The organism is Luteibacter sp. 329MFSha, assembly GCF_900111665.1.
In the GTDB taxonomy this organism is placed as follows: Bacteria; Pseudomonadota; Gammaproteobacteria; order Xanthomonadales; family Rhodanobacteraceae; genus Luteibacter.
In genome coordinates this window covers 403,262-430,115 of record NZ_FOJE01000001.1, presented here as the reverse complement: position 1 = coordinate 430,115, position 26,854 = coordinate 403,262, and the positions used below count along the sequence as shown (strand labels likewise).

29 protein-coding genes are annotated in these 26,854 nt (G+C 67.6%); 12 read left to right on the top strand and 17 right to left on the bottom strand.

The features are described from left to right. Nucleotides 1–69: 69 nt before the first annotated feature. The 11 genes from radA to BMW54_RS01880 all read right to left on the bottom strand — a co-directional run bounded on the left by radA (nucleotide 70) and on the right by BMW54_RS01880 (nucleotide 9,828). On the bottom strand, nucleotides 70–1,461 hold the full coding sequence (radA, locus tag BMW54_RS01925; protein WP_090052523.1) for a DNA repair protein RadA: 1,392 nt from the start codon (nucleotides 1,459–1,461) through the stop codon (nucleotides 70–72). Between the two features lie 68 nt (nucleotides 1,462–1,529). Continuing rightward, nucleotides 1,530–2,618 carry an alanine racemase gene (gene alr, locus BMW54_RS01920; RefSeq protein WP_090052521.1) on the bottom strand — a complete coding sequence of 363 codons (1,089 nt, stop codon included), beginning with the start codon at nucleotides 2,616–2,618 and terminating at the stop codon, nucleotides 1,530–1,532. A gap of 151 nt (nucleotides 2,619–2,769) precedes the next feature. After that, nucleotides 2,770–3,699: a CsgG/HfaB family protein gene (locus BMW54_RS01915; RefSeq protein ID WP_254779005.1), complete on the bottom strand. Its 930-nt coding sequence runs from the start codon at nucleotides 3,697–3,699 to the stop codon at nucleotides 2,770–2,772. 31 nt (nucleotides 3,700–3,730) lie between these two features. Continuing rightward, nucleotides 3,731–3,928 (bottom strand): hypothetical protein, encoded by a 198-nt coding sequence (locus BMW54_RS18385; protein WP_139206010.1) that lies wholly within the window; start codon nucleotides 3,926–3,928, stop codon nucleotides 3,731–3,733. 155 nt (nucleotides 3,929–4,083) lie between these two features. After that, on the bottom strand, nucleotides 4,084–5,052 hold the full coding sequence (locus tag BMW54_RS01910; RefSeq protein WP_254779003.1) for a CsgG/HfaB family protein: 969 nt from the start codon (nucleotides 5,050–5,052) through the stop codon (nucleotides 4,084–4,086). Between the two features lie 160 nt (nucleotides 5,053–5,212). Further along, nucleotides 5,213–5,968: an SGNH/GDSL hydrolase family protein gene (locus tag BMW54_RS01905; RefSeq protein ID WP_090052517.1), complete on the bottom strand. Its 756-nt coding sequence runs from the start codon at nucleotides 5,966–5,968 to the stop codon at nucleotides 5,213–5,215. 591 nt (nucleotides 5,969–6,559) lie between these two features. Continuing rightward, complete coding sequence (locus tag BMW54_RS01900; RefSeq protein WP_090052515.1) at nucleotides 6,560–7,975, bottom strand: replicative DNA helicase; 1,416 nt, start codon at nucleotides 7,973–7,975, stop codon at nucleotides 6,560–6,562. Nucleotides 7,976–8,146: 171 nt separating this feature from the next. Continuing rightward, nucleotides 8,147–8,593, bottom strand: a complete 447-nt coding sequence (gene rplI / locus BMW54_RS01895; protein WP_090052513.1) for a 50S ribosomal protein L9 — start codon at nucleotides 8,591–8,593, stop codon at nucleotides 8,147–8,149. Between the two features lie 106 nt (nucleotides 8,594–8,699). Beyond that, entirely contained in the window at nucleotides 8,700–8,930 is a 231-nt protein-coding gene (gene rpsR, locus BMW54_RS01890) for a 30S ribosomal protein S18 (protein ID WP_045830959.1), read from the bottom strand. Between the two features lie 15 nt (nucleotides 8,931–8,945). Further along, nucleotides 8,946–9,365, bottom strand: coding sequence for a 30S ribosomal protein S6 (gene rpsF / locus BMW54_RS01885; RefSeq protein ID WP_090052511.1), 420 nt, complete (start codon nucleotides 9,363–9,365; stop codon nucleotides 8,946–8,948). A gap of 136 nt (nucleotides 9,366–9,501) precedes the next feature. Next, entirely contained in the window at nucleotides 9,502–9,828 is a 327-nt protein-coding gene (locus BMW54_RS01880) for a HesB/IscA family protein (RefSeq protein ID WP_090052510.1), read from the bottom strand. A 121-nt stretch (nucleotides 9,829–9,949) separates the two neighbouring features. On the opposite strand from BMW54_RS01880, the gene asnS reads away from it, so the two are divergent. Genes asnS through BMW54_RS01850 form a run of 6 tightly spaced genes read left to right on the top strand, consistent with a single transcriptional unit; the run spans nucleotide 9,950 to nucleotide 15,223 of the window. Then, nucleotides 9,950–11,353 (top strand): asparagine--tRNA ligase, encoded by a 1,404-nt coding sequence (gene asnS / locus BMW54_RS01875; RefSeq protein ID WP_090052508.1) that lies wholly within the window; start codon nucleotides 9,950–9,952, stop codon nucleotides 11,351–11,353. Nucleotides 11,354–11,368: 15 nt separating this feature from the next. Then, nucleotides 11,369–12,181 (top strand): MalM family protein, encoded by an 813-nt coding sequence (locus tag BMW54_RS01870; protein ID WP_090052506.1) that lies wholly within the window; start codon nucleotides 11,369–11,371, stop codon nucleotides 12,179–12,181. Nucleotides 12,182–12,190: 9 nt separating this feature from the next. Further along, on the top strand, nucleotides 12,191–12,523 hold the full coding sequence (locus BMW54_RS01865) for a hypothetical protein (protein WP_090052504.1): 333 nt from the start codon (nucleotides 12,191–12,193) through the stop codon (nucleotides 12,521–12,523). Nucleotides 12,524–12,558: 35 nt separating this feature from the next. After that, nucleotides 12,559–13,347 carry an SDR family oxidoreductase gene (locus tag BMW54_RS01860; RefSeq protein WP_090052502.1) on the top strand — a complete coding sequence of 263 codons (789 nt, stop codon included), beginning with the start codon at nucleotides 12,559–12,561 and terminating at the stop codon, nucleotides 13,345–13,347. A gap of 9 nt (nucleotides 13,348–13,356) precedes the next feature. Beyond that, a complete protein-coding gene (locus tag BMW54_RS01855; RefSeq protein WP_090052500.1) occupies nucleotides 13,357–14,808 on the top strand; it encodes an aldehyde dehydrogenase in 1,452 nt (483 codons plus the stop codon). Further along, a complete protein-coding gene (locus BMW54_RS01850) occupies nucleotides 14,798–15,223 on the top strand; it encodes a RidA family protein (protein WP_090052498.1) in 426 nt (141 codons plus the stop codon). Before BMW54_RS01855 ends, BMW54_RS01850 begins: the two co-directional genes overlap by 11 nt. Nucleotides 15,224–15,319: 96 nt before the next feature. On the opposite strand, the gene hutG is transcribed toward BMW54_RS01850, so the two are convergent. Together hutG and gorA are read right to left on the bottom strand one after the other, a co-directional pair. After that, the gene (gene hutG, locus BMW54_RS01845; RefSeq protein ID WP_090052496.1) at nucleotides 15,320–16,105 is read right to left on the bottom strand and encodes an N-formylglutamate deformylase; all 786 of its coding nucleotides are present in this window, start codon (nucleotides 16,103–16,105) and stop codon (nucleotides 15,320–15,322) included. A gap of 16 nt (nucleotides 16,106–16,121) precedes the next feature. After that, a complete protein-coding gene (gene gorA / locus BMW54_RS01840; protein ID WP_090052494.1) occupies nucleotides 16,122–17,483 on the bottom strand; it encodes a glutathione-disulfide reductase in 1,362 nt (453 codons plus the stop codon). A gap of 164 nt (nucleotides 17,484–17,647) precedes the next feature. Between gorA and BMW54_RS01835 the strand changes: the two genes are divergently transcribed. Beyond that, nucleotides 17,648–18,220: a C40 family peptidase gene (locus BMW54_RS01835; protein ID WP_090052492.1), complete on the top strand. Its 573-nt coding sequence runs from the start codon at nucleotides 17,648–17,650 to the stop codon at nucleotides 18,218–18,220. 127 nt (nucleotides 18,221–18,347) lie between these two features. Further along, nucleotides 18,348–18,845: an Ohr family peroxiredoxin gene (locus tag BMW54_RS01830; protein ID WP_090052490.1), complete on the top strand. Its 498-nt coding sequence runs from the start codon at nucleotides 18,348–18,350 to the stop codon at nucleotides 18,843–18,845. 68 nt (nucleotides 18,846–18,913) lie between these two features. Here the strand turns inward: BMW54_RS01830 and BMW54_RS01825 are convergent, their stop codons facing one another. Beyond that, the gene (locus BMW54_RS01825; protein ID WP_090052488.1) at nucleotides 18,914–19,399 is read right to left on the bottom strand and encodes an FKBP-type peptidyl-prolyl cis-trans isomerase; all 486 of its coding nucleotides are present in this window, start codon (nucleotides 19,397–19,399) and stop codon (nucleotides 18,914–18,916) included. A 52-nt stretch (nucleotides 19,400–19,451) separates the two neighbouring features. Then, nucleotides 19,452–20,687, bottom strand: coding sequence for an MFS transporter (locus BMW54_RS01820; RefSeq protein WP_090052486.1), 1,236 nt, complete (start codon nucleotides 20,685–20,687; stop codon nucleotides 19,452–19,454). A gap of 123 nt (nucleotides 20,688–20,810) precedes the next feature. On the opposite strand from BMW54_RS01820, the gene BMW54_RS01815 reads away from it, so the two are divergent. The 3 genes from BMW54_RS01815 to BMW54_RS01805 all read left to right on the top strand — a co-directional run bounded on the left by BMW54_RS01815 (nucleotide 20,811) and on the right by BMW54_RS01805 (nucleotide 23,420). Then, nucleotides 20,811–21,110: a hypothetical protein gene (locus tag BMW54_RS01815; RefSeq protein WP_090052484.1), complete on the top strand. Its 300-nt coding sequence runs from the start codon at nucleotides 20,811–20,813 to the stop codon at nucleotides 21,108–21,110. A 53-nt stretch (nucleotides 21,111–21,163) separates the two neighbouring features. Continuing rightward, nucleotides 21,164–21,820 (top strand): class I SAM-dependent methyltransferase, encoded by a 657-nt coding sequence (locus BMW54_RS01810; protein ID WP_090052481.1) that lies wholly within the window; start codon nucleotides 21,164–21,166, stop codon nucleotides 21,818–21,820. 223 nt (nucleotides 21,821–22,043) lie between these two features. Continuing rightward, nucleotides 22,044–23,420 carry a DEAD/DEAH box helicase gene (locus BMW54_RS01805; RefSeq protein ID WP_090052479.1) on the top strand — a complete coding sequence of 459 codons (1,377 nt, stop codon included), beginning with the start codon at nucleotides 22,044–22,046 and terminating at the stop codon, nucleotides 23,418–23,420. Between the two features lie 54 nt (nucleotides 23,421–23,474). Here the strand turns inward: BMW54_RS01805 and rimJ are convergent, their stop codons facing one another. Beyond that, on the bottom strand, nucleotides 23,475–24,029 hold the full coding sequence (gene rimJ, locus BMW54_RS01800; RefSeq protein WP_090052477.1) for a ribosomal protein S5-alanine N-acetyltransferase: 555 nt from the start codon (nucleotides 24,027–24,029) through the stop codon (nucleotides 23,475–23,477). Next, complete coding sequence (fghA, locus tag BMW54_RS01795; protein ID WP_090052475.1) at nucleotides 24,026–24,874, bottom strand: S-formylglutathione hydrolase; 849 nt, start codon at nucleotides 24,872–24,874, stop codon at nucleotides 24,026–24,028. The genes rimJ and fghA overlap by 4 nt, the downstream gene beginning before the upstream one ends. Before the next feature lie 145 nt (nucleotides 24,875–25,019). On the opposite strand from fghA, the gene BMW54_RS01790 reads away from it, so the two are divergent. Then, complete coding sequence (locus BMW54_RS01790) at nucleotides 25,020–26,849, top strand: DEAD/DEAH box helicase (RefSeq protein ID WP_090052473.1); 1,830 nt, start codon at nucleotides 25,020–25,022, stop codon at nucleotides 26,847–26,849. Nucleotides 26,850–26,854 lie beyond the last annotated feature (5 nt).

The window sequence follows — 26,854 nt, the reverse complement described above, 5'->3', positions numbered from 1 at the left end:
ACAGGTCCTGCGGCGTGTCGCGAGGAGCCGTCGCGGCCAGGTCCGCTCCTACCGCACGGGTCGATTCACCTACGCGTCGCGACTGGCGTCGATCGCCTGCCCCAGCCGCTCCACGCCGATCACTTCCATGTCGCCGACGCGGCCGCGCTTCGGCGCGTTCGCCGCCGGTACCACGGCGCGGCGAAAACCATGCGTCGCGGCCTCCTTGAGGCGCTCCTCGCCGTTGGGCACCGGGCGGATCTCGCCCGAGAGGCCGACCTCGCCGAACGCGATCGTCTTCTCCGGCAACGGCCGATCGCGGAGGCTCGAGAGCACGGCCATGAGCACGGGAACGTCGGACGCGGTTTCCTGCACGCGGATGCCGCCGACGACGTTGACGAAGACGTCCTGGTCGTAGGCCGCCACGCCACCGTGCCGGTGCAGCACCGCGAGCAGCATGGCGAGCCGGTTCTGCTCGAGGCCCAGCACCACGCGGCGCGGGTTGCCCAGCGACGACTGGTCGACCAGCGCCTGGACCTCCACCAGTAGCGGACGGGTGCCCTCGCGCGTGACCATCACGGCGCTGCCCGGCGTCGGGCCCGCATGCGCCGAGAGGAAGATCGCCGACGGGTTCGGCACTTCGCGAAGTCCCTTTTCGGACATCGCGAACACTCCCAGCTCGTTCACCGCGCCGAAGCGGTTCTTGAACGCGCGCAGCACGCGGAAGCGGCTGCCGGATTCGCCTTCGAAATACAGCACGGCGTCGACCATGTGCTCGAGCACGCGCGGACCGGCGATTCCGCCCTCCTTGGTGACGTGGCCGACGAGGAAGACGGACGTGCCGGTCTCCTTCGCGAAACGCGTGAGTTTCGCCGCGGATTCGCGCACCTGGCTGACGGAACCCGGTGCCGCCGTCAGCATCTCGGTCCAGATCGTCTGGATCGAGTCGATGACGAGCACGCGGGGCCGCGCGGACGCCGCCTGCTCGAGGATCCGCTCGATGCAGGTTTCGGCCAGCGCGTGCAGCGGTCCGAGCGGCAGATCGAGGCGCTGCGCGCGCTGCGCCACCTGGCCGAGCGACTCCTCGCCCGTGACGTAGAGGCTGGGCAAGGTCGCGCCGAGCGTGCCGAGCATCTGCAGCAGCAGCGTCGATTTGCCGATGCCCGGATCGCCGCCGATGAGCACCACCGAGCCGTCGACCAGGCCGCCGCCAAGCACGCGATCGAGTTCGCCGATGCCCGTGTTCGTGCGCGCCTCCGCCGTCAGCAGCACCTCGGTGAGCGGCGTGATGCGCGGCGCGCCTGCCGCCTCGCCGGCATAGCCGCCGCGGCGCGCGCCGGTCGCCACGGCGTTGGGCTTGGCCGGCTGCACCACGAACTCGGAAAGCACGTTCCATTCGTTGCATTCGGCGCACTGGCCCTGCCACTTGCTGTGTTCGGCGCCGCACTGCGTGCAGACGTAAGCTGTCTTGGCCTTGGCCATCGATGCGTGGATTCCGGGAAGTGATGCGTCTTTGTATCGCGAAGGCGTCGCAGGAGACGATACGGCCCTCAGGATTCGTCTTCGACGAAGAGTACGCGACGGGTCATGCCGCAGGTCAGGTCGTACGAGATCGTGCCCGCGGCGGCGGCGACCGTTTCGACGGGCAGGCCCTCGCCCCAGAGCGTCACGCGATCGCCCGGGCGCGCATCGGGAACGGCGCGCAGGTCGATCGTGATGAGATCCATCGAGACACGGCCGACGAGCGACGCGCGGTGGCCGTTGACGAGAAGCGGTGTGCCCGGCGCGGCGCTGCGCGGGTACCCGTCGCCGTAGCCGATGGCCGCGACGCCGACGTTCATGTCCTCGGGGCACTCGTAGGTACCGTTGTAACCGACGCGCTCGCCCTTCGCGAGGCGATTGATCGCGACGAGCCGCGTGGACAGGGTCATGGCCGCCCGGAACCCGAAGTCGGCGCCCGAGCGCCCTTCCACCACCGATAGCCCGTAGAGCAGCCCGCCGGTGCGGACCCAGTCGCCACGGGCGTCGGGCCAGCCGAGCACAGCCGCCGAATTGGACATCGCCCGCGGTCCGGGCAGCCCGGCGGTCCCTTCCCGGAATCGCAGGATCTGCAGCGCGGTCTCCCTGCCGCCGAACTCCTCCGACGAGGCGAAATGCGTCATAAGGCCGATCTCGGCATCGATCGCCGGCATGGCGCGGAGGGCCGCGTGCACGTCCCTCGCGCGTGCCGGGTCGAAGCCCAGGCGGTGCATGCCGGTGTCCACCTTGATCCACACGCGAAGCGCGCCGCGCGCCGGATCCGCCTTCGCCAGCCACGGCAGTTGGGCGTCGTGGTGGATCAACGCTTCCAGCCGCAGTCGTTGCATTTCGGCGATGTCCGAGGCGGTATCCGGCCCCGAAAGCACCACGATGCGCTGGCGATGCCCCGCCGCGCGCAGGCGCAGGCCATCGGCGATCGCCGCCACGGCGAACGCCTCGGCCTCGCCGTCGAGCGCGCGCGCGACCCGCTCCAGCCCATGCCCATAGGCATCCGCCTTGACCACCGCCATCACCCGGGCGCCCTCCGCGAGCGTGCGAACGCGGGCGAGGTTGTGGCGCAGGGCACCGAGATGGATGGTGGCGACGGTGGTGCGGCTCATGGGCTCGAAGTGCGGGACGCTGGCTGGCAGGCCCACCAGTTTAGCCGCTTACGTCAGGCGACCACGGGGCCACCGCATGACAAAACGCGGCGGCCCGGGAGGCGGCCGCCGCGGATCGGGCGCCAGCGGACGCTCCGATCCGCGCCTGGACTCAGTGAGCCAACTGGATCAGCGTCGAAGAAACCCAACCCTTGTTACCCAGTTCGTCCTGCACTTCCCACATCATGCCTTCTTTGGCACCCGTGGGATAAAGCATCATGCCCGGATCGAGCGTCCTCACGGCCGCGCCGGTGCCTTGCGCGTTCGCCAGCAGTCGCCCCGGCTTCGCCATCGTGACGGCTTGCTGGGCGTTACTCGCGGACGCGTTGCCGTTGAGGCCGCCGAGCTCGTGTACCAGATCCGAATAGGCCTGAAGGTACGCCATGGTGATCACCTGGCCCATTTCGGTGTTCGCGTAGCCACCCACGCCCGCGGCACCCACGCCGGAGTCGCCGAAAAGGGCGCCCGAACCGTTGATACCCAGATCCGTTTTCTTGGCCTGACCCTGCGCCATCGCGACCTGTTCGCTCGACCGGACATCGGTAATGGTGAGCACCACATCCGCGGTCTTGGAGCGGAAGCTCACATTGCTCGCGATGCGCCCCGCCTTGCTGCCCATGAGGCCGCTCAGCAAGCCGCCTACACCGCCACCACTCGAATCCGAGTTGCTCGAGATCAGGTCAGGCACCATGACGTAATCCGCCGCCTTGAGCTGCCCCTTGCCGACGTTGGAACTCACGCGCAATTCGCCATTGGCACCCAGCTCACGCTCGCGCATCGCCGAATCCAGGCCCGCGCCACGATCGACGAGAGTGAAGCAGTGCGACTTGTTGACGAACACCTTGATGAGCTTGGACGGCGCCGGGAGTTGCTGCGCTGTCCACCAGCTCTGTCCGCCGTCGGGCTCCTGCACCGCGAGCGTGCCCAGCGGCTTCGCACAGACCGGGATCTCGGTCATCTTCTCGTTGCGCAACGTCTGCGCGCTCTTGATCTGTGCCTGTGCGGCGGGTACGGCCGTCGCCATCGCGGCGATCGCTACCATGGCCATGCGCCGAGTTCTCGTGCCTTCCATATCATCCAGCCCCTTTGTGATCCGGCGGGTATGCAACCATCGGCCCGCCCGGATCGGAATGCGGGACGACGGACTTTCCACGACGAACGCCGCGATCTGAAAAAACAGTCGCGGTGCGCCATGGATTGAACGAAACGGAATGCGGCGACCGCGACAGCGCGGCCAGCAGATGGACGATCCTTGTCGTGAAGCCGGTCATGCACACGGCACCTTTGCATCCCCCGATGCGTCCCTTTGGTTTCCATCCTGCCGGATGGTGCGCGCCCGATGGTATCAAGTCGTGGCACCCACGACCACCGCAAGGCGTCGACCGACGCGAAAGCCCGGCCCGCGCGCCGGGCTTCCGCAGGAGCGCTAGCGAGCCAGGTCGAAGTTCGCCGACGAGACCCAACCGCGGTTGCCGTGCTCGTCCTCCACCTGCCAGTTCACGCCGGCCTTTTCGCCGGTCGGGTAGACGGTCATGCCGGGGTCGAGCGTGCGTACCGCTTTGCCTTTCATGGTCGAGTTCTCGAACATGCGCGTGGCGACACGGATGCGGCCCGACTGACGGCTGCTCGCCGCCGAAGCGTCGCCCGGCATGCCTCCCATCTCGTTCACGAGTTTCGTGTACGCGTCGAGATAGGCCATCGTGATGACCTGGCCGATGGTGGTGTTTTCGTAGCCGCCGAGGCCGGCCCCCATGCCACCGCTACCCCCACGGAAGAGCCCGGAAGCGCCGAAGCCGATATCGTTCTTCTCACCATGGCCTTCCGTCAGCGCGACCTGCTCCGACGAGCGCACATCGGTGATCGTCAGCGTGACGTCGGCCGTCTTCGAACTGATGTTGAGGGAGCCCGCCAGGCGCCCCACGTTGCCCCCGATCAGCCCGCCCGCGATCGCGCCGAGCGCACTGCCGCCGGCGTCGGCGTTCTTCGAGACGAGGTCCGGCACCAGGACATAGTCGGCCGCCTTGACCTGGCCCTTCCCGACGTTCGCGCCCCCACGCAATTCGCCGCCCGCGGCCAACTCGCGCTCGCGCATCGCGGCGCTCATGCCCATGCCGCGGTCGAGCAGCGTGAAGCAGCCCGACTTGCTCACGAATACCTTGATGAGCTTGGTGGGCGAAGGCAGCTGTTGCTGGGTCCACCAGTGCACATCGCCCTCCGGCTCGATGACCGAAATCGTGCCGAGCTTGCGCGTGCATTTCGGGATGGCGGCGACCTTGGCCTCGTGCTCCTTCTGCGAGCGGGTCACCATCGGGTTGCCGGTCGTACAGCCGGAAATCGCCAGTACGCAGGCAAGCGCGAGCGTCGCCGAAGCGGCGCGCCGGAATGTGGTTTGCATGATCGATCCTGTCTCTGAGGTGCGCCCAACGGCTCGCCTCGCGCGCAGTCGGGCGCTCCCCACGCGAAGGCATCACGGGGGCGTCATGCTAGGAATCGTGGTCCTGACGGTCTTTAGGTCGTGACCCCGAAAAAGACTTCGGATCGCCCGCGGCGCGCTGTCAGGGGCGCCCGTGGACGGCCTGGTCGATCGCCTTCTGCGCCAGAGGCGCCATCACCTCGTAACCTGCCGCGTTCGGGTGGAGGCCGTCGTCGCTCAGCTCTTTCCTGAGCATGCCGTCCTTGTCGACCATGGCCGCGTGATAGTCGAGATAGACGACGTGGTGTCGCGCCGCATAGGCGCTCATCCACGCGTTCAGTTCGCGAATCGACGCGGGCGGCCGCTGCGTCGTCTGCTTCGGATTCTGCACGTCGTTCACGGGCAGCAGGGACGCGAGCACGACGCGAATCCCGTTCGCGCGCGCCAGGTCGAGCATGGACGACAGGTTGTTCTCGATCGCCCCGACGGTGGAGGGCCCGGTGTTGCCGGAAAGATCGTTCGTGCCGGCGAGGATCACGACCACCGCCGGCTTGAGCGCGATGACGTCGGGTCGAAAGCGGATCAGCATCTGGGGCGTCGTCTGCCCGCTGATCCCTCGGTTGATGTAACCGCGGCCGGGAAAGAACTCGCCGACCTCCCTGCCCCAGCCATCGGTGATCGAATCGCCCATGAAGACGACACGCTTCTCACCGGGACGCGGCGCAGGCAGCGACGCGTTCTCCGCGGCGTAGCGCGCGAGGTCGGGCCAGTCGTTGAGGCGGCGCTCGATGCCCGCGCGCTGTTCGGGGGTCGGCGTTTCGGGGAGCACGATGCGCTCGGCGGCGATCGTGGCGGTCGCGCAGAAGAGGAGCGGGAGCATCAGGGCGATAGCGCGCATCGGAGCATCCTTTTCGACAGGTCCGTCGCATCCTAAAGCGTCCGGTCATCCCGAAGCGAGTAGCGGTTCGCTCTAACGACACCTGGGTCGAGCTTGCCCGCTGCCTCGGGATCGCCGATGCGATCGGCTCCCACCAGGTTTTCGTGACGGTGCTACCGAAGGGTGGGAGCGGATCGTATCCGCGATGGGTGCTTGCGGCGAGCTTGCCCGCTGCCGCGGGATCGCCGATGCGATCGGCTCCCACCGGTTTTTCGTGACGGTGCTACCGAAGGGTGGGAGCGGATCGTATCCGCGATGGGTGCTTGCGGCGAGCTTGCCCGCTGCCGCGGGATCGCCGATGCGATCGGCTCCCACCCGGTTTTCGTGACGGTGCTACCGAAGGGTGGGAGCGGATCGTATCCGCGATGGGTGCTTGCGGCGAGCTTGCCCGCTGCCGCGGGATCGCCGATGCGATCGGCTCCCACCCGGTTCTCGTGACGGTGCTACCGAAGGGGCGGGAGCGGATCGTATCCGCAATGGGTGCTTGCGGCGAGCTTGCCCGCTGCCGCGGGATCGCCGATGCGATCGGCTCCCACCGATCCAGCCCAGCTGCTAGTCGAACGTACCGACGTACGAATCCGGCGCCCAGTTCTCGAACTTCGTGTAGTGGCCGAGGAAGGCCAGCTTCACGGTATCGGTGGGGCCGTTTCGCTGCTTGCCGATGATGATTTCGGCGAGGCCCTTATCGGGCGATTCCTTGTTGTAGTACTCGTCGCGGTAGATGAACATGATGACGTCGGCGTCCTGCTCGATAGCGCCGGATTCGCGCAGGTCGGACATCATCGGGCGCTTGTCGGCGCGCTGTTCCAGCGAGCGGTTGAGCTGCGACAGCGCGATCACCGGCACATTGAGTTCCTTCGCCAGCGCCTTCAGGCCGCGCGAGATCTCGGAGATTTCCGTCGCGCGGTTTTCCGAGTTACCGGGCACCTGCATCAGCTGCAGGTAGTCGATGACGATCAGGCCCAGGCCGTGTTCGCGCTGCAGGCGGCGCGAGCGCGAGCGCATTTCCACCGGCGACATCGCGGGCGTGTCGTCGATGAAGATCTTCGCGTCCGCGAGCATCGTGATCGCCGAGGTGACGCGCGGCCAGTCCTCCTCGGCGAGGTCGCCGTTGCGCAGGTGCTGCGCGTGGACGCGGCCGAGCGACGAGATCAGACGGAACGCCAGCTGCGACGCGGACATTTCCATGGAGAACACCGCCACGGATTTCTTCCCGCGCATCGCCGCGGCCTCGGCGAGGTTCAGCGCGAACGCCGTCTTGCCCATCGACGGACGCGCCGCGATGATCACGAGGTCGGACGGCTGCAGGCCGGAGGTCAGTTCGTCCAGGTCGGTGAATCCGGTCGACAGACCCGTGAGCTGGCCGCGCTTCTCGTAACGCTCCGAGAGCATGCGGAACGCCTCGCCCGCGGCTTCGCGCACCGAGACGATGTCCTTCTTGCCACGCGCGCCCGACTCAGCGATGCGGAACACGCGCTGTTCGGCGAGCTCCATCACTTCCTGCACGCTCTTTCCCTCGGGACGGAAACCGTCCTCGGTGATCGCGGTGCCCGCGTCGATCAGCTGGCGCATCACCGACTTCTCGCGAACGATGTCGCCGTAAGCCGCGATGTTCGCCGCGCTGGGCGTCGAGTTCGCCAGTTCCATGAGGTACGTGGCGCCACCGACCATTTCCGCCATCTCGTTCGCGACGAACCAGTCGCCCAGCGTGATGGCGTCGCAAGGCATGCCCTTGTTCGCCAGCTCGTTGATGGCGCGCCAGATCATGCGATGGTCGCGGCGGTAGAAGTCGTCGTCGGTGAGCTTGTCGGCGACCTTGTCCAGCGAATCCGGCGATAGCATCAGGCCACCGAGCACGGCCTGCTCGGCCTCGATGGAATGGGGCGGGATGCGCAGCGAGTCGATGGCGGATGGCTCGCGACGGCGCTTGCGGTCGCCGCGCTCGCCACGCTCGGGATTGAAGGACATGGATTACCTCGTGTTGCGGACGGCGCCCACACCGGATCGGCTGGCCGTGGGGACGATCATACGCGCAGACGTCTCACGCGTTGAGAGGATAAGTCTGTGGATAACTTGTGGACGGAAACGAAAACGGGCGCCTTGCGGCGCCCGTCGTCGTGGATCGCGGTGAATCGGGGCTTACGCGCCGACGACCTTGACCTTGACCGTCTGCTGCACGTCGGCGTGGAGGACGACGATGACGTCGTACTCGCCCACGTTGCGGAAGGGGCCTTCGGCCTGGATCACTTCGCTCTTGTCGACTTCCAGACCCTTGGCGGTCAGGGCTTCGGCGACGTCGCGCGGCGTGACCGAACCGAACAGCTTGCCTTCCGGCGAGGCGTTCACTTCGATCGTGACCTCGGCGCCTTCGAGCTTGGCGGCACGACCCTCGGCACCGGAGAGCTGCTCCTTGGCCTTGGCTTCGTACTCGGCGCGACGGGCTTCGAACGCTTCGAGGTTGGCGGCGGTCGCGCGAGCGGCCTTACCGGTCGGGAGGAGGAAGTTACGACCGTAACCCGGCTTGACGTTGACCTTGTCGCCGAGATTACCGAGGTTCTTCACCTTCTCGAGGAGGATGAGTTCCATGGGATGTTCCTTTTCGTTAGCACGGAATGGGCCCCGTGCAGCCAGGACGGTTGTCCGAAATATCTGCAGGTGAGCGCCCCGGCCTCATGGCGAGGGCGCCCGACGATCAGACGTCGTGGTTGTCGGTGTACGGCAGCAGCGAGAGGAAGCGAGCGCGCTTGATCGCGGTCGCCAGCTGGCGCTGGTAGCGTGCCTTCGTGCCCGTGATGCGGCTCGGGACGATCTTGCCGTTCTCCGTGATGTACTGGCGCAGGGTGTTGAGATCCTTGTAATCGATCTCTTTCACGCCTTCGGCGGTGAAACGGCAGAACTTGCGGCGGCGGAAGAACTTGGACATGTCTGTGATCCCCGATTAGTCGTCGCTGTCGCGATCGTTGTCGTTATCGCGGCCAACGCGGCCTTCGCCGTCGTTGTCGTCGTCACGGCGACGCGAACCCTTCTGCTCGTCCTTTTCCTTGCTCTTGAGGATGAAGGACTGCTCGACGTCGGCTTCGTCGCGACGGATCACGAGGTGGCGCAGGACGGCGTCGTTGAAACGGAAGCCCGTCTCGAGCTCGTTGAGGGCGTTCTGCGAAACCTCGATGTTCAGCATCACGTAGTGAGCCTTGGCGAGGTTCTCGATCGGGTAAGCCAGCTGGCGGCGGCCCCAATCTTCCAGACGGTGGATCTTGCCGTTGTCGCCTTCGATCAGCGTCTTGTAACGCTCGATCATGGCGGGCACCTGTTCGCTCTGGTCCGGATGGACCAGGAACACGACTTCATAATGACGCATGGTGGCTCCTTGTGGATGCACCCCTCGCGGGGATGGCAGCCTCCCGGCGGGCCGGTGAGGCAAGAAACCCCTCCGGGCGGAGAGGTAGCCGCGCATTGTAAGGAGATTGGGCCGCCCAGGGCAAGCGGCCGCTCGGTCAGGAGACCGTGAAGCTCTCGCCGCACCCGCATTCGCCGGTGGCATTGGGGTTGTGGAAGACGAACGAGGCGTTCAGGCCCTGGCGCTGGAAGTCGATGAGGGTGCCCTCCACCAGCGGCAGGCTCTTCGGATCGACCACCACGCGGATGCCGTCGATGTCCAGCACCCGGTCGTCCGCGGCGATGTCGCCTGCGAGGTCGACCACGTAGCCGAATCCGGAGCAGCCCATGCGCTTGACGGAGAAGCGCACGCCGCTGGCCTCGGGGGCTTTCGCCAGGAAGGCGCGCATGCGGTCGGAAGCGGCGGGAGTGATCTGGATGCTCATGAAAACGTTTTCTGGCCGTGGTATATCGATGAACGGTGCCGTTCACGCGACCCTTACATTATCATGCCGGGTCGCGTCCCTTGCGCCTCAACATGCGGCGCCCTTTCTGGAGTTTCAATCGATGACGGTGGTAAGCGTCAAGCAGGCCCTCGCCGGCGGTGCATCCGCGGGCGAACACGAGGTGACGGTCCGCGGCTGGGTCCGCACCCTGCGCGAGTCCAAGGGTGGGCTTTCCTTCGTGAACGTGAGCGACGGCTCCTGCTTCGCCCCGATCCAGGTGGTGGCCACCGCCGATCTCGCGAACTACGAGACGGACGTGAAGCACCTTTCCGCGGGCGCCGCGGTCATCGCCACCGGCAAGCTCGTGCCGTCGCAGGGCAAGGGCCAGGCCTTCGAGATCCAGGCCACCCGCATCGAGGTCACCGGTTTCGTCGAGAACCCCCTCACCTACCCGATCCAGCCCAAGCAGCACTCGATGGAGTTCCTGCGCGAGGTCGCCCACCTGCGTCCGCGCACGAACCTGTTCGGCGCGGTCACCCGCGTGCGCCACACGATGATGACGGCGATCCACCGCATCCTGACGGAGCAGGGCTTCTTCTGGATCAACACGCCGATCATCACGACGTCCGACGCCGAAGGCGCCGGCGACATGTTCCGCCTGTCGACGCTCGACCTCGCCAACCTGCCGCGCGACGACAAGGGCAACATCGATTTCCGCAAGGACTTCTTCGGCCGCGAGGCGTTCCTGACCGTGTCGGGCCAGCTCAACGTCGAGGGCTACGCCCTGGCGATGAGCAAGGTCTACACGTTCGGCCCGACCTTCCGCGCCGAGAACTCCAACACCACGCGTCACCTGGCCGAGTTCTGGATGGTCGAACCGGAGGTCGCCTTCGCCGACCTCAACGACAACGCCGATCTCGCCGAACTGTTCCTCAAGGGCATCTTCAAGGCCGTCCTCGACGAGCGTCCGGACGACATGGCGTTCTTCGCCGAACGCGTCCAGCCCGACGCCATCACGCGCCTGGAAGCCTTCATCGCGAAGCCCTTCGAGCGCATCGACTACACCGAGGCCGTCTCGATCCTGCAGAAGTCGGGCAAGAAGTTCGAGCACCCGGTCGCCTGGGGCGTCGACCTGCAGACCGAACACGAGCGCTATCTCGCCGAGGAACATATCGGTCGCCCGGTGGTCGTCATGAACTACCCGGAGCAGATCAAGGCGTTCTACATGCGCCTGAACGACGACGGGAAGACGGTCGCGGCCATGGACGTGCTGGCGCCGGGCATCGGCGAGATCATCGGCGGCGCCCAGCGCGAGGAACGCCTGGACTACCTCGACCGCCGCATGGACCAGTTCCATCTCGACAAGGCGACGTACGACTGGTATCGCGACCTGCGCCGCTACGGCACCGTGCCCCACGCCGGCTTCGGCCTGGGCTTCGAGCGCCTGCTGGTGTACGTCTGCGGCCTGTCGAACATCCGCGACGCCATCCCCTACCCCCGAGCGGCCGGGAGTGCCGACTTCTGAACCCCTGAGACGATCATGCCCCCTTCCCTACCCCGTCTCCTGCTCCTCGGCGCGGCCCTCGTGGCGCTCGGCGCCTGCCGGAGCATCGTGCCGCCGAACTTCCGCCCGCCGGAGAACCCGACGAACACGATCGACATCGCGCGGAAGACGCTCGAAGGCGCGGCACCCTGCTGCGGCAGCTTCGCCGACCTGTCCTACCAGGACATGCTGCCGTGGCAGCCGCAGCGCTTCGAGCTCAACAAGGACAGCCCGGTCGCCAATCTCAATGGCGACCGCAGCTACTTCCTCGCGTTCCGCCTGCCGCAGGGCGCGGCGCTGCCGTACACCATCGCGATGAAGTCCGAACTCAACGGACGCTGGCTGAGTTCGAGCTATCTGTTCGCACCGACGGTGGTGCTGCTCGACGACGCGTTCCAGCCGCTGCATTCCGAAGACATCCAGCTGTGCGAATACATCGGGTGGACGAGCGAGACGACGGGCGCGTTCGGCAAGTTCAAGGTCGTGGACGACAAGGCGCGCTACCTCGTCGTCTATTCCTCGGCGAAGCAGCAGCAGGGCCAGACGTACTGGGAGCAATCGCCCACCACGTTCTCGGCCGAAGCGCCCGTGAAGATGAACCCGGCCGGCAGCTTCAAGATCGCCCACGGTCCGGACGGCGTGCTCTTCGTCGGCGTCCAGAACGACACCTACAAGCGTGCGATCAACAACGCGGTCTGCAAGCAGCCGCAACAGGGCGACGGCGTGATCCAGACGATCCGCAGCGTGGTCACCACCGACCTGCTGCGCCAGGAGCCGGACACGAAGAAAGACAAGGACAAGGGAAGCTGAGCTGACGCCATGGTGACCGCGGTCTATCTCTATCTCCTGCTCCTGCTCGGCGCCGTGGCGTTCTTCCTGGTGCACTTCGTCGCGCAGTGGCGCTTCACCGTGCTGCTGCGCCAGCGCTACCCGGACCAGTGGAAGACCATCACCGAAGCCGACACCGGCCGGCCGAACGGCATGGCGAACTGGCTTCGGGTGCGGCGCGTGCTGCGCTCGGACGCGCCCGCCCTGTTCAACGACGACGCCCTCAACCGCTGGCAGCGCTGGTGGCGCCTGGCGCCCTGGTTCGCGTGGCCGTGCTGGTTCGCCGCAATGGCGATACAGTGGTGGGCGATGAAGCAGGGCTGATCCGCCCGACCCCAACCGCCCCAGGGAGCGAACGCATGGATCTTCGTCTCACCGGCCGTCACGCACTCGTCTGTGGCGCCTCGCAAGGCCTCGGACGTGCCACGGCGTTCGAGCTGGCCGAACTCGGCGCCAGCGTCACGCTGCTCTCCCGATCCGCCGACGCGCTGGCCGCCCTGGCCGCCGAACTGCCGGCCACGCAGCCGGGCCAGACGCACCGCTACGTCGCCGTCGACATGCTCGACACCGACGCGCTCGCCGCCGCGGTGGAGGGCGTCGTCGCGGACCACTCGGTGCACGTGCTGGTCAACAACAGCGGCGGCCCGCCCCCGGGACCGGTCGCGAGCGCCGACACCGAGGCGTTCCTGAGCGCCTACCGCCAGCACATGATCGCCGCGCAGGTACTCACGCGCGCCTGCCTGCCGGGCATGCGCGAAGCGCGCTACGGGCGCGTGATCAACATCATCTCCACGTCGGTCAAGGAACCCATCCCGAACCTCGGCGTGTCCAACACCGTGCGCGCGGCCATGGCGGGCTGGGCGAAGACGCTCGCCTCCGAGGTCGCGAAGGACGGCATCACCGTCAACAACATCCTGCCCGGCTACACGCGCACGCCGAGGCTCGAGGCGCTGGTCGAGGAAAGCTGCCGGGCCGGGCGCTCACGCGACGAGGTCGAGCGCGGGCTGCTCGCCAGCGTGCCCGCCGCGCGGTTCGCCGAGCCCTCGGAAGTCGCCGCGATGATCGCCTTCCTCGCCTCCCCCGCCGCCGGCTACGTCAACGGCACCAGCATCCCCATCGACGGCGGCCGCACCCGCGGCCTGAACTGAAGGGCGGCCATGCTCGCGCTCGCGAACCTGATCGACGGTCGTTCGCGCGCGCCGCGCGCGGGCGGCTACCTGGACGTGGTCGACCCGGCCGTCGGCGCGAGCTTCGCGCGCTGCCCGGCGTCCGATGCCGACGACGTGGCCGATGCGGTGGCCGCCGCGGTGCGCGCCGCCCCGGGGTGGGCCCGGACGCCGGCCGAGGCCCGGGCGCGATGCCTGCATCGCCTCGCCGACGCGATCGAAGCGCGCCTGGAAGCGTTCGCCGCGGCGGCATCGCAGGAAAGCGGCAAGCCGCTCGCCCTCGCCCGCACGCTCGACATCCCCCGTGCCGTCGCCAACCTGCGCTTCTTCGCGGCGGCCGCGGGCCAGTTCAGCGGCGAGTCGCATGCGATGGAGCAAGGCGCCATCAACTACACCCTGCGCCTGCCGCTCGGCGTGGTGGGCTGCATCAGCCCATGGAACCTGCCGCTCTACCTGTTCACCTGGAAGATCGCGCCCGCGCTCGCGGCGGGCAACACGGTCGTGGCGAAGCCTTCCGAGGTGACACCGTACACCGCGTGGCTGCTGGGCACGCTGCTCGACGAGGCGGGATTTCCACCGGGTGTGCTCAACATCGTGCATGGGACGGGCCCCGTCGTCGGCGAGGCCATCGTCACGCACGAGGCGGTCAAGGCGATCTCGTTCACCGGCAGCACGCGCACGGGCATGGCGATCGCGTCTGCAGCCGCACCACGCCTGAAGAAGGTGTCGCTGGAACTCGGCGGCAAGAATCCCGCGATCGTGTTCGACGACTTCGATTTCAGCGACGCGTCGATGGCGACGATCGTCCGCTCCGGATTCGCGAACCAGGGTGAGATCTGCCTGTGCGGCTCGCGCCTGCTCGTGCAGCGGTCGATCTACGCGCGTTTTCGCGACGCGTACCTGGAGCGCGTCCGTGCGCTACGCGTCGGCGATCCGCTCGACGAGGGCAGCGATCTTGGCGCGCTGGTTTCCGAAGCGCATTTCGCGAAGGTGACCGGCTGCATCGCCCGCGCACGCGACGAAGGCGGCCGCGTCCTCACGGGTGGCGGCCGCGTGGCGGTGGAGGGGCGCTGCGCGAGCGGGTGGTTCATCCAGCCCACGGTCATCGAAGGCCTGCCCGCCGATGCGGCGACCAACCAGGAAGAAATCTTCGGTCCCGTCGTCACGCTGATTCCCTTCGACACGGAGGACGACGCGCTGGCGATCGCGAACGGCACGCCGTACGGCCTCGCCGCCTCCGTCTGGACGCGCGACGTGTCGCGCGCGCACCGCTTCGCCGCGCAACTCGACTTCGGTATCGTCTGGGTCAACTGCTGGATGCTGCGCGACCTGCGCACGCCGTTCGGCGGCAGCAAGCAGTCGGGCGTCGGGCGCGAAGGCGGGTTCGAGGCCATGCGTTTCTTCACCGAAGCCAGGAACATCTGCATCGACCATGGCCACTGACGTCATCCGCGCCGACGGCGCCCCCGCGCCCGTCGGCGCTTACCCGCACGCGCGCCGCGTCGGCCCGCTGCTGTTCCTCTCCGGCATCGGCCCGAGGGTGCCGGGAACCGACGCCATTCCGGGGAACGTCGTGGACGATGACGGCCGCCTGGTCTCGCACGACATCGAGGCGCAATGCCGGCAGGTGTTCGCGAACGTCCGTGCCGTGCTCGAGGCCAGCGGCGCGCGCTTCGAAGACCTCGTCGACGTCACGGTCTACCTCACGGACATGGCGAACGACTTCGCCGCGTACAACCGGCTCTACGCCGAGGCCTTCGCGGGCGTGGACGCCTGCCGCACGACGGTGGAGGTGAACGCGCTGCCGACGGCGATCGCCATCGAGCTGAAGTGCGTGGCGGCGCTCCACACTCCGTAGCAGCGCGCCCCGCGCGCGACAGCTTCTGGGGCCGTGAGCCACAGGACACGTGCAGACCTTCGCGAAAAGATGTCGCGCGCAGGGCGCGCTCCTACTTCAGGGGGTCGGCTCCAGACACACCTTCAACATCTCCCCGATCAACACCTGCACGTTTGCCGCCTTTCTGGGCAGGTATTCGAACGTGTCCTCGTCCATGTAATTGACCTGGGCGAGTTCCAGCTGCACGGCGTCGACGCCGTCGTCGGGCCTGCCGTAGTGACGCGTGATGTATCCGCCCTTGAAGCGGCCGTTCACGGCCCAGGAATAATCGGCCTGGCCCTCCAGAAGCGCAGCGAGTTTCGCCTGCAGCGCCGGCGAGCAGCTGGCGCCGTCGGCGGTGCCGAGGTTGAAGTCCGGAAGCCGCCCGTCGAAGAGCATGGGCACATGGCTGCGGATCGAATGGCCTTCCCACAGCACGACGCGGCCGAACTGCTTGCGCAGGCGCCTCAGCTCGTCGGCGAGCGCCGCGTGGTACGGCTTCCACCAGCGCTTCACCCGATCGGCGACTTCCGTCGCATCCGGCTCGGCGCCGGGGCGGTAGATGGGCTCGCCGCTGAAGAGGACGGTCGGCACGAGTCCCGTTTCGCTCCGGCCCGGATACAGCGCATGACCATCCGCAGGACGGTTGAGGTCGACGACATAGCGCGACGCGAACGGCTTGATCACGCTGGCGCCAAGGGCACGGGCGAAGTCGTAGAGTTCGGCCACGTGCCAGTCCGTGTCCGGACTCCGACGCGCGGGGCGCTTCATGCGCGCGGCGAGGTCGTCGGGAATCGCGCTGCCGTTGTGCGGCAGGCTGATCAGGAGCGGCGCGGTGCCGCGGTTCAGGGTGTACGGAGTCATGCCGCCAGTGTAGCGCTCAACCCGGCACGCGATCGCCCATCAGCACCATCTCCTCCGCCGAGGTCGGATGGATCGCCAGGGTGGCGTCGAGGTCGGCCTTGGTGGCGCCCATCTTGATGGCCACGGCGAAGCCCTGGAGGATCTCGTCCACGCCCGGCCCCAGCATCTGCATGCCGACGATCTTCGAATCGTCGCCGACGCAGATGAGCTTGAACCGCGTCGTCATCGGACGATGCGCCAGCGCCAGCTGCATCGGCACGAACGACTGCTTGTAGAGGTGCACGTCCGCGCCGTAACGCTCGCGCGCCTGCTGCTCGTTCATGCCGATGGTGCCCAGCGGCGGGTGCGAAAACACGACACTGGGGATGTTCTGGTAATCGAGCTTCGCCTCGGTCTTGCCCGCGAACAGACGGTCGGCGAGCTTGCGGCCCGCCGAGACCGCCACGGGCGTCAGCGCGAGGCGCGGCGTGACGTCGCCGATCGCGTAGACCCCGGGAACATTCGTGTTCTGGTAATCGTCGATGGCGATGAAGCCGTCCGCATCCGTCTCCAGACCGATCCGGCCGATATCGAGCGACCCGGTGTTCGCGTGCCGGCCCACCGCCAGGATCAGCGCGTCGTAGGGTCCAGGGTGGTCCCCGGTATCGCAGTCGAGCAGCAGCATGCCGTCCTTCTCGTGCGCCGCGTCGATCTGGCAGCGGTAGTGAATGCGGATGCCGTGCTGGCGCATCTCGTCGCCAAGGCCGTAGGCCATTTCCTCGTCGAATCCGCTCATGAGCCGGCCACGCACGAAGACATCGACATCGCTGCCGAGCGCGCGCAGCACCCCCGCCAGTTCGACCGCGATGTACCCGCCGCCGATGATCGCCGTGCGGCGCGGGCACGCGCGCAGGTCGAAGAAGTCGTCCGACGTCATGGCACGTTCGAAGCCGGGCTTGTCAAGCGTGTTCGCACTGGAGCCGGTGGCGACGATCACGTGCGGCGCGGTGAGTTCGCGCGCACCCGCCTGGATGCGGTCCGCCGCGAGGAAGCGCCCCGCCTCGCGGATCAGCGTGACGTGACCGGTGTCGAGGGTCTGCTTGTACTTGGTGTGGATGCGATCGATGTACGCGTCGCGTCGCTCGATGAAGCGTGGCCAGTCGAGGCTGCCGGGCTTGTCGGCGAAACCGTAATCGACGGCGATGTACTGCGCTTCCGCCATCTGCGCCGCGTACCACATGGCCTTCTTCGGTACGCAACCGACGTTGACGCAGGTTCCGCCCAGCTCCTTCGGTTCCAGCAAGGCGACCCGCGCGCCGTGTTTCGAGGCGCGTATCGCCGCCGCGAGCCCACCCGAGCCACCGCCGATCACGATGAGGTCGAAGGATTCCACGGTCATGCATCACTCCAGCGATGGGGATTGCACACCGTAGCAGAAGCCCTCCGACCCCGGCTTGATCGAAACGCCGTCCAGACGGGGCGTTCGCGCGGTTTGACAGGTATTCCTTGCAACCCATTGATTTGATAACCTCGGTGCGCCGATCCTGACAGGGGAAACGCCCGATGCACCGCTTTGCCCGCTTCGCCCAGCCCCGGACATGGCTCCGCCCGTTCGTCACGAGCGCCGTGCTGGCGCTGCTCGTCGCGTGCGGGAGCGCCCCGCACAAGCCGTCCTCCTCGCAGCGCCGCAATCCGGCCTCGGCGGTTCCCATCGCGAAGAACCTGGGCTGGTCCAACCAGCCCGCCGCCGCGCCGCCGGCCGACGCGGCCAACGACGTGCTGTTCCGCGCCATCGGCCTCGTCGGCACGCCCTATCGTTGGGGTGGCAATACCCCGCAGGGCGGTTTCGACTGCAGCGGCCTGATCAACTACATCTACCTCACCTCCACCGGCCTGAAGCTCCCCCGCACGTCGGCGGAGATGGCCGCGCTGGACAAGCCCCGCGTCGGCGAGGACGAACTCGCCAGCGGCGACCTCGTGTTCTTCGGCCGGGGCCACGTGAACCACGTCGGGGTTTACGTCGGCAAGGGTCGTTTCGTCCACGCCCCGAACTCGGGCGGTACGGTACGGTTGGACGAGCTCGACGGCGCCTACTGGAAAGAGAACTTCGTTTACGGACGTCGCGTCTTGAACTGAACGGATGGCAACGCGAGCGCGAATCGCCGAAAATTTAAGTTGCGCGCTATTCAATAGCGTGCTTTCATTATCTCCGTGGCCGGCGACGCCGGACCTCTCCTCCCCTGATGACGACAAGGACACTGCAATGAGCGACGCATCCAAGTTCGACGGCACCATCTCCCAGTTCGACGGCGACCAGCTGTACTTCGTCAAGGCGAAGGTCGAGGGCGGTCGCACCGGCCACGGCGAAACCCAGGGCGACGACCCGCTGAAGGTCGACCTGCGCCTGCCGAAGTCGATGGGTGGCAATGGCGGTGGCAACAATCCCGAGCAGCTGTTCGCCGTGGGCTACGCCGCGTGCTTCGAGGGCGCCGTGCGCTTCGTCGCCGGCAACCAGAAGGTGAAGGTGGACGGCGTCGGCGTCGACAGCGAAGTGCAGCTCGGCAAGCGCAAGGACGGCAAGGGCTTCGCGATCCGCGCCAAGCTCGACGTGCACCTGCCGAGCCTCGAGAACGATGCCGCCAAGGCCAAGGAAATCGTCCTCCAGGCGCACAACGAGGTCTGCCCGTACTCGCACGCCACGCACGGCAACATCGACGTCGAGATCACCGTGAACGGCACGAAGGTCTTCCCGGCCGCCTGATCGGGCACCGGAAGCGAAGCAAAAAAAAGGCGCCCGATGGGCGCCTTTTTTTTCGTGCGGAGAAGCGCTCAGTGCGCGTCGCCGTTCGGATGCGCGTGACCGTGCGCGATTTCCTCTTCCGAGGCGTCGCGGACGGTCTGCACGTCGATGCTGAAGTCGAGGGTCTTCCCGGCCATCGGGTGGTTCAGGTCGATGTCGACGACGCTGGAGCCCACCTTCTGCACGACGACGACACGATTGCCGCCTTCCTTCAGCGAGAGCACGGTGCTGTCGCCGGCCTTGAGGCCCTTGCCCTGCTGCGGGAAGTACTTCTTCGGCACGCGCTGGGTCATGCCTTCCTGGCGAACGCCGTAGCCCTGCTCCGGCTCGATCGTGAGCTCGACCTTGTCGCCGGCGGACTTGCCTTCGAGGCCAGCTTCCATGCCCGGGATCAGCTGGCCGTGGCCGAGCAGGATCCACAGCGGCTCGCCGCCGTCCAAGGAGCTTTCGACCTTCTCGCCATTCACGGAAAGGGTGTAGTGGAACGAGATGACCTTGTCCTTGCCAGCCTGCATGTTGGTTTCTACCCGAGGAAAACCGCCATTTTAGCCGCGCCGGGGCGCGGCGTCACGCCGTCCCCCGGTCCTTGCCGAAGCCGACGCCCCTCGCCTCCGGACCCAGCCACGTGAGCAGGGCCAGGAGCACGGCCACCGCGGCGATCCACGTGGACATGGCGAAGGCGAAGTCGCCGCCGTGCCGGTCCGCCAGCCAGGTCTGCGCCGTGGCCGTGATGGCGGCCAGCAGGTTGCCCATCTGATAGGCGAAGCCCGGCAGCGTGCCGCGCACCGCGTCGGGCGACAGCTCGTTGAGGTGGGTCGGCACCACGCCCCAGGCGCCCTGCACCATCACCTGGATCAGGAAGGCACCGAGGCCAAGCAGGAGCAGCGAGCCGCCATGCGTCCACAACGGGATCACCGGGATGGCGAGCAAGGCGGCGAGGATGATCGCCCGGCGGCGGCCGATCCTCTCGGACAGCGATCCGAACGTGAGACCGCCCGCGAGCGCGCCGAGGTTGAGCAGCGCCGTGAGCATGAACGCCGTTCCGGAGCCCGCGGGAATCTTCAGCGTCTCCTGCACGAACGTCGGGTACATGTCCTGCGAGCCATGGCTGAACATGTTGAACGCGGCCATCAGCAGCATGAGGTAGACGAAGAGCTTCCAGTGCCCGCGCATCGAGACGAACACGCTCTCTCGCGCATGCGCGCGACGCCCTTCCCAGACCGGCGACTCGGGCACCTTGCGGCGGATGTAGAGCACCAGCAGCGCGGGAAGCGCACCGACCACGAACAGCCCGCGCCAGCCGATGTGGTCGACCAGCAGCCAGTTCGCCAGCGCGGCCAGGAAGAAGCCGCACGGATAGCCGCTCTGCAGCAGGCCCGACACGAACCCGCGCGATTTCGCGGGGATCGATTCCATCGCCAGCGACGCGCCGATGCCCCATTCGCCACCCATCGCGATGCCGAACAGGAAACGCAGACCGAGCAGGATGCCCAGCGACGGCGCGAACGCGCACAGCACTTCGAGCACCGAGAACAGCACGATGTCGAACATCAGCACGGGACGACGCCCGTAGCGGTCGGCGAGACGGCCGAAGATCAGCGCGCCGATGGGTCGCGCCGCGAGCGTCAGGAACAGGCCGTAGGTGACCTCCTGCCTCGGCACGTGGAATTCGGCGGCCACCGCGAGGATGACGAAGGTGAGCAGGAAGTAGTCGAACGCGTCGAGCGTCCAGCCGAGGAAGCTGGCGATGACCGTGTGCCGCTGCGTGTGATCGAGATCGCGCAGCGCGGCAGGCAGTGGCATGAGAAATTCCTTAAGCCATGGGCGGCGCCGAGGCTAGCACAGGGCTAAGATCGACCGGGCGCCTCACGGCGCCATGACGGTGTCTCGTTACACTGGCCCACATCACGACAGACGGAGTACTCGATGAAGTTCTCGCGATCGATCGTTTCATTCGCCCTCCTCGCCACCCTTGGCACCGGCGCCGCTTTCGCGCACGGTACGCCCCAGGACGACGCCGGCAAGAGCGGTGCGCCCGCGTTCTCGGAAGTGAGCAAGGACGGCAAGTACGTCAAGCGCAGCGATTTGCCCAAGGACAACGACGCGGTGAAGGAGCTTCGCGCGCATTACAACGAAGCCGACACGAACCGCGACGGCAAGGTGGACAAGGGCGAGTACGACGCGTACGTCAACAAGGCGAGCGCGCGGCCGCAGAACCAGAACTGAGCGTACGGGCCGGGGCCATCCTCGCCCCGGCCTCTCTAAGGACGGACGAACGCATGATCCCCGACAGCCACACGCGACGCCGCATCGCCTCGCGCTTTCGCCGCCCCGGCGACCGCATCTACATCCACGGCAAGCTCGCGACCGATCCCGTCTACGCCGCCACGGCGGAGGCCATCGCGGGGCGACGTCTCCCGCTGCTCGACATCGGCTGCGGCCTCGGCCTGCTGGGCCATTACCTGCACGACCGCGACGTGCTCGACGGTTATCTCGGGCTGGACCATGACGGGCGGAAGATCGCCATGGGACGCGACGCCGCGGAGCGTGCGGGCCTGGGCGACGCGATCGCGCTGCGCGAGACCGATGCGGCGACGCCACAGCGGGTACGCGGCCACGTCGCCATGCTCGACGTGCTGCATTACCTCCCACGGGAGCGGCAGGGCGAGCTGCTCACGTTCGCCGTCGATCACCTGGCCGACGACGGCGTACTGATCCTGCGCAACGTCATCCGGGACGGCTCATGGCGCTACCGTGCGACGGTCTGGGAAGAAAAATTCATCAAGGCGGTCGGCTGGATCCCGGGCGGCGCCCAGTATTTCCCCACCGAGGACGACATCCGGGGCGTGCTGGAGCCTCGCGGCATCCGGGTCGCGTTCCGGCCCCTGTTCGGCCGCACCCCGTACAACAGCTGGTTGATGACGGCATCCCGTTGACGCCAATCCCATTGTGCGCCGCAATAAGGTATACTGACCCGGTCGTGCCTGCGCTCCGACTCCCTTGCGGACCCCCGGCGTGAGATCTTCCCGCCCGTTCCCCCACCCCCGGAAGCGCGCACGACACCGACCAGCCTGCCGTCTTCGTCACGGCTCGCGGTCGCCGAATCCATAACTCGCAGCGCGGTTCCAGGGAACGCTCGAGTCACGCAGGAGTTCCTCCATGTCTTTCGATTCGCTGGGCCTCGCGCCCGCGTTGCTGCGCGCGCTGTCCGAAGCGGGCTATGAGAAGCCCACGCCGATCCAGGCCGCCGCCATCCCCGAGGTCCTCGCCGGCCACGACCTCATGGCCGCCGCCCAGACGGGTACCGGCAAGACCGCCGCCTTCTCGCTCCCGGTGCTGCAGCGCCTCGCCGGCGACACCCGCACGGAGGGCCGTCGCCCGATCCGCGCGCTGATCCTCACCCCCACTCGCGAACTCGCCGCCCAGGTGCAGGAAAACCTGCGCGACTACGGCAAGTACCTGCGCCTCTCCAGCACCGTGATCTTCGGCGGCGTCGGCATGGGCAACCAGCTGCAGGCGCTGCGCCGCGGCGTCGACATCGTCGTCGCCACCCCGGGCCGCCTCATCGACCACATGCAGCAGCGCTCGGTCGACCTGTCGAAGGTCGACGTGCTCGTGCTCGACGAAGCCGACCGCATGCTCGACATGGGCTTCCTGCCGGCGCTCAAGCGCATCCTCGCGGCCGTGCCGCGCCAGCGCCAGACGCTGCTGTTCTCCGCGACGTTCGCGCCGGAGATCAAGGCGCTCGCGCAGCAGTTCATGCGCGAGCCGCGCGAAGTCTCCACCGCGCCGGCAAACACCGTCGCCAACACGGTCACGCACGTCGTGCATCCGGTGGATGCCGCCAACAAGCGCGACCTGCTCCTGCACATCCTCGCGCAGGACAGCCGCCGCCAGACGCTCGTCTTCAGCCGCACGAAGCACGGCGCCGACAAGCTCGTGCGTCACCTGGAACAGGCGGGCGTGAAGTCCGCGGCGATCCACGGCAACAAGAGCCAGAACGCGCGCACGCGCGCGCTTTCCGACTTCAAGACCAACCGCATCACCGTGCTGGTCGCGACGGACATCGCCGCGCGCGGCATCGACATCGACCAGCTGCCCGTGGTGATCAACTTCGACCTGCCGATGGTGGCCGAAGACTACGTGCATCGCATCGGCCGCACGGGCCGCGCGGGTGCCGAGGGTCAGGCCATTTCGCTGGTCAGCCACGACGAGTCCGGCCTGCTGCGCGACATCGGCCGCCTGCTGAAAACCGATCTCTCGATCAGCAACGTCGCCGGCTTCGAACCCAGCAGCCCGCTGCGCCTCGACGCGGGCGCCCCGCGCCCGAAGCAGCAGCAGCGCCAGCCGCGTTCGCAGGGTGGCGCCGGTCAGGGCCGTCCGGGCGGCAACGGCGGTGCGCGTAACGGCGGCACCGGCGGCAACCGCTCGCCGGCGCACCGTCCGCACGGCCATTCGGCCGCGGGCACCGGCGAAAACACCGGCAACCACAAGCGCCGTCGCCAGCGTCGCGGCCCGGCGACCAACAAGGCCTGATCCGATGTGCCGGCCGCGGGAGCGATCGTTCGCTCCCGCGTCTGGCCCCGCCGTTCAGCCCTGCGTCCTGACCTTCGCCGTCAGGACATGGTCTTCCCATAGACCGTCGATCTTCAGGTAACGCTTCGCGTAGCCCTCCCTCTCGAAGCCGAGTCGCTCGAGCAGCCGCCCGCTCCGCTCGTTGCGCGGCATGTGATTCGCCATCACCCGATGGAAGTCCAGCGGTCCGAACGCATAGCGGACACCGGCGTCGAGCGCCTCGAACATCAGGCCCTTGCCCTCGTGCCGCGCCGCGATGCCATAACCCAGATGGCAGGCCTGGAAGACACCCCGCACGACGTTGGCGAAGGTGAAGCTCGCGATCATCTCCGAGCCGTCGGGGGTGAGCACGGCGAACGGATAGCCGCGATCGGCGCGCGCCGCTTCGAGTCCGGCTTCGATCGCCAGCCGGCAACACTCCAGCGAGTAATGCGACTCCGTGCGCAGCGGCTCCCATGGCCGCAGGTGATCGCGATTCTCCACGCGATAGCGCTGTAGCAGCGGTGCTTCGTCCGTGTCGAGCAGGCGCACGATCGTGCGCGCCGTGCGCATCCTGACCGGCTCGCTCATGCGAGCAGCGCTTTCGCATGATGGCGAAGATGGTCTTCCACGAACGTCTGGATGAAGTAGTAGCTGTGGTCGTAGCCGGGCTGCATCCGCAGCTCGAGCGGTTGGCCCGCCTCTTCGCACGCGGCCTCGAACCGCTGCGGCTGCAGCTGGTTCACGAGGAAGCCATCCGCTTCGCCCTGATCGATGAGGATCGTGCCGTCGAAGCGCGCGCCGTCCTTCACCAGTTCGGTGGCGTCGTACCTCGACCACGCCTTGCGATCGTCCCCGAGGTAACGCGGGAACGCCTTCTCGCCCCACGGCACGGCCGACGGAGCGACGATCGGGGCGAACGCCGAAGCCGAGCGGAACCGTCGCGGGTTGTGCAGCGCGATCGTGAGCGCGCCGTGGCCGCCCATCGAATGGCCGAAAATGCCTTGCCGGCCCATGTCCAGCGGGAACGCCCCGGACACCACGCGCGGCAGCTCGTCGACCACGTAGCTGTACATGCGGAACCGGTCGCTCCACGGCTCCTCCGTGGCGTCGAGGTAGAACCCGGCGCCTTCGCCGAACTCCCAGTCGCCCGTCGCGCCGGGCAGCCCCGTGTCGCGCGGACTCGTGTCGGGCATCGCGAGGGCGAGACCGAGTTCGGCGGCGAGGCGCTGCGCCCCGGCCTTGATCGTGAAGGTCTCGGCCGTGCAGGTCAGCCCCGCCAGATACCACAGCACGGGAACCGGGCCCTTCTCCGCAGCGGGGGGCAGGTAGACGGCGAAGCGCATCGGCCCGCCGCAGGCCTCCGAGCGATGCGTGAAGAAGCCCTGCACACCGCCGAAGCAGCGCTGTTCCGAAACCGTTTCGATATCCGACATCCGCCCGACCCTTCCGAAAGCTGACCGAAGAGTGTAACGCGCACGCGACAGTAGCCCACGCTCACGGCGGAAAGGGCATATCGCTGCTACAATACCGCTACTGCCCGGCGCCGAATGTCGCCGCCGCGCCCCTCCCGAGGTCGCCATGTCATCCCCCGATACAGAAAACGCTCCGGCCCTGCCCGGTTTCAGCGCGCTTTCGCTCGACGCCAACGTCGTCCGCGCGCTGACCGAAGTCGGCTACGAGACCCCCTCCCCCATCCAGGCCGCCACGATCCCGGCGCTGCTCGAAGGCCGTGACGTCATCGGCCAGGCGCAGACCGGCACCGGCAAGACCGCGGCGTTCGCGCTGCCGGTGCTGTCGCGCATCGACCTGAAGCCGGGCAAGCCGCAGGCGCTCGTCCTCGCGCCCACGCGCGAACTGGCCATCCAGGTGGCCGAGGCCTTCCAGAAGTACGCGACGTACCTGCCGGGCTTCCAGGTCCTGCCGATCTACGGCGGCCAGAGCTACGGTCCGCAGCTGCAGGGCCTGAAGCGCGGCGCGCAGGTCGTGGTCGGCACGCCCGGTCGCGTCATCGACCACCTCGACAAGGGCACGCTCGATCTCTCGGGCCTGCGTTTCGTGGTGCTCGACGAAGCCGACGAGATGCTCCGCATGGGCTTCATCGACGACGTCGAGAAGCTGCTCCAGGCGACGCCCGAGGGCCGCCAGGTGGCGCTGTTCTCCGCGACCATGCCGGCGCCCATCCGCCGCATCGCGCAGACCTACCTGAAGGATCCGGCCGAAGTCACGATCAAGAACAAGACCACCACCGCGGCGAACATCCGCCAGCGTTACTGGTGGGTCAGCGGCGTGCACAAGCTGGACGCGCTGACGCGCATCCTCGAGGCGGAAAGCTTCGACGCGATGATCGTCTTCGCGCGCACCAAGTCCGCCACCGAAGAACTCGCCAGCAAGTTGCAGGCGCGTGGCTTCGCCGCGGCCGCGATCAACGGCGACATCGCGCAGGCGCAGCGCGAGCGCGTGATCGACCAGCTGAAGACCGGCAAGCTCGACATCCTGATCGCCACCGACGTGGCCGCCCGCGGCCTCGACGTCGAGCGCATCAGCCACGTGCTCAACTACGACATCCCGCACGACACCGAGTCGTACGTGCACCGCATCGGCCGTACCGGCCGCGCGGGCCGCAGCGGCGAGGCGATCCTCTTCGTCACGCCGCGCGAGCGCAACCTGCTCCGCCAGATCGAGCGCGCGACGCGTCAGCCGATCGAGCAGATGCAGCTGCCCACGATCGAAGCGGTCAACGACACGCGCGTGAGCAAGTTCAACCAGCGCATCACCGAAACGCTCGCCACCGGCGACCTCGGTCTCTTCCAGCAGCTGGTCGAGAAGTACGAGCAGGAACACAACGTGCCGGCGATCGAGATCGCCGCCGCGCTGGCCCGCATCGCCCAGGGCGATCAGCCGCTGCTGCTCGAGCCGCCGCCGAAGCGCGAATACACCGAGCGCCCGCCGCGTGAGTTCGACCGTGAGCGTCCGCCGCGCGACGGTGGCGACTTCAGCGACCGGCGCCCGGTTCGCGAAGGCATGCGCCAGCCGCGTCCGCACGTGACCGAGAACGGCAAGAAGACCTACCGCATCGAGGTCGGCCACGAGCACGGCGTGAAGCCCGGCAACATCGTCGGCGCCATCGCCAACGAGGGTGGAGTCGAGGCGAAGTTCATCGGCCGCGTCAGCATCCGCGACGACTACAGCCTGATCGATCTGCCGGACGGCATGCCGCCCGACGTGTTCAACCACCTCAAGAAGGTGTGGGTCGCGCAGCAGCAGCTGAAGATCAGCGAGTGGGACGGCACGGAATCGCCGCAGAGCGGCGCCCCGTACGGCGGCGCCCCGCGCCCTCGCGGCAACTTCCGCCCGACCGGCAATCGCCCGGGCGGCGGCAAGCCGCCGCGCAAGAAGCGCGATTACTGATCGAA

Bases quoted from the DNA above. Each gene is read 5' to 3' on its own strand.
- radA (WP_090052523.1), bottom strand. From the start codon at position 1,461: ATGGCCAAGGCCAAGACAGCTTACGTCTGCACGCAGTGCGGCGCCGAA.
- alr (WP_090052521.1), bottom strand. From the start codon at position 2,618: ATGAGCCGCACCACCGTCGCCACCATCCATCTCGGTGCCCTGCGCCAC.
- BMW54_RS01915 (WP_254779005.1), bottom strand. From the start codon at position 3,699: ATGGTAGCGATCGCCGCGATGGCGACGGCCGTACCCGCCGCACAGGCA.
- BMW54_RS18385 (WP_139206010.1), bottom strand. From the start codon at position 3,928: ATGACCGGCTTCACGACAAGGATCGTCCATCTGCTGGCCGCGCTGTCG.
- BMW54_RS01910 (WP_254779003.1), bottom strand. From the start codon at position 5,052: ATGCAAACCACATTCCGGCGCGCCGCTTCGGCGACGCTCGCGCTTGCC.
- BMW54_RS01905 (WP_090052517.1), bottom strand. From the start codon at position 5,968: ATGCGCGCTATCGCCCTGATGCTCCCGCTCCTCTTCTGCGCGACCGCC.
- BMW54_RS01900 (WP_090052515.1), bottom strand. From the start codon at position 7,975: ATGTCCTTCAATCCCGAGCGTGGCGAGCGCGGCGACCGCAAGCGCCGT.
- rplI (WP_090052513.1), bottom strand. From the start codon at position 8,593: ATGGAACTCATCCTCCTCGAGAAGGTGAAGAACCTCGGTAATCTCGGC.
- rpsR (WP_045830959.1), bottom strand. From the start codon at position 8,930: ATGTCCAAGTTCTTCCGCCGCCGCAAGTTCTGCCGTTTCACCGCCGAA.
- rpsF (WP_090052511.1), bottom strand. From the start codon at position 9,365: ATGCGTCATTATGAAGTCGTGTTCCTGGTCCATCCGGACCAGAGCGAA.
- BMW54_RS01880 (WP_090052510.1), bottom strand. From the start codon at position 9,828: ATGAGCATCCAGATCACTCCCGCCGCTTCCGACCGCATGCGCGCCTTC.
- asnS (WP_090052508.1), top strand. From the start codon at position 9,950: ATGACGGTGGTAAGCGTCAAGCAGGCCCTCGCCGGCGGTGCATCCGCG.
- BMW54_RS01870 (WP_090052506.1), top strand. From the start codon at position 11,369: ATGCCCCCTTCCCTACCCCGTCTCCTGCTCCTCGGCGCGGCCCTCGTG.
- BMW54_RS01865 (WP_090052504.1), top strand. From the start codon at position 12,191: ATGGTGACCGCGGTCTATCTCTATCTCCTGCTCCTGCTCGGCGCCGTG.
- BMW54_RS01860 (WP_090052502.1), top strand. From the start codon at position 12,559: ATGGATCTTCGTCTCACCGGCCGTCACGCACTCGTCTGTGGCGCCTCG.
- BMW54_RS01855 (WP_090052500.1), top strand. From the start codon at position 13,357: ATGCTCGCGCTCGCGAACCTGATCGACGGTCGTTCGCGCGCGCCGCGC.
- BMW54_RS01850 (WP_090052498.1), top strand. From the start codon at position 14,798: ATGGCCACTGACGTCATCCGCGCCGACGGCGCCCCCGCGCCCGTCGGC.
- hutG (WP_090052496.1), bottom strand. From the start codon at position 16,105: ATGACTCCGTACACCCTGAACCGCGGCACCGCGCCGCTCCTGATCAGC.
- gorA (WP_090052494.1), bottom strand. From the start codon at position 17,483: ATGACCGTGGAATCCTTCGACCTCATCGTGATCGGCGGTGGCTCGGGT.
- BMW54_RS01835 (WP_090052492.1), top strand. From the start codon at position 17,648: ATGCACCGCTTTGCCCGCTTCGCCCAGCCCCGGACATGGCTCCGCCCG.
- BMW54_RS01830 (WP_090052490.1), top strand. From the start codon at position 18,348: ATGAGCGACGCATCCAAGTTCGACGGCACCATCTCCCAGTTCGACGGC.
- BMW54_RS01825 (WP_090052488.1), bottom strand. From the start codon at position 19,399: ATGCAGGCTGGCAAGGACAAGGTCATCTCGTTCCACTACACCCTTTCC.
- BMW54_RS01820 (WP_090052486.1), bottom strand. From the start codon at position 20,687: ATGCCACTGCCTGCCGCGCTGCGCGATCTCGATCACACGCAGCGGCAC.
- BMW54_RS01815 (WP_090052484.1), top strand. From the start codon at position 20,811: ATGAAGTTCTCGCGATCGATCGTTTCATTCGCCCTCCTCGCCACCCTT.
- BMW54_RS01810 (WP_090052481.1), top strand. From the start codon at position 21,164: ATGATCCCCGACAGCCACACGCGACGCCGCATCGCCTCGCGCTTTCGC.
- BMW54_RS01805 (WP_090052479.1), top strand. From the start codon at position 22,044: ATGTCTTTCGATTCGCTGGGCCTCGCGCCCGCGTTGCTGCGCGCGCTG.
- rimJ (WP_090052477.1), bottom strand. From the start codon at position 24,029: ATGAGCGAGCCGGTCAGGATGCGCACGGCGCGCACGATCGTGCGCCTG.
- fghA (WP_090052475.1), bottom strand. From the start codon at position 24,874: ATGTCGGATATCGAAACGGTTTCGGAACAGCGCTGCTTCGGCGGTGTG.
- BMW54_RS01790 (WP_090052473.1), top strand. From the start codon at position 25,020: ATGTCATCCCCCGATACAGAAAACGCTCCGGCCCTGCCCGGTTTCAGC.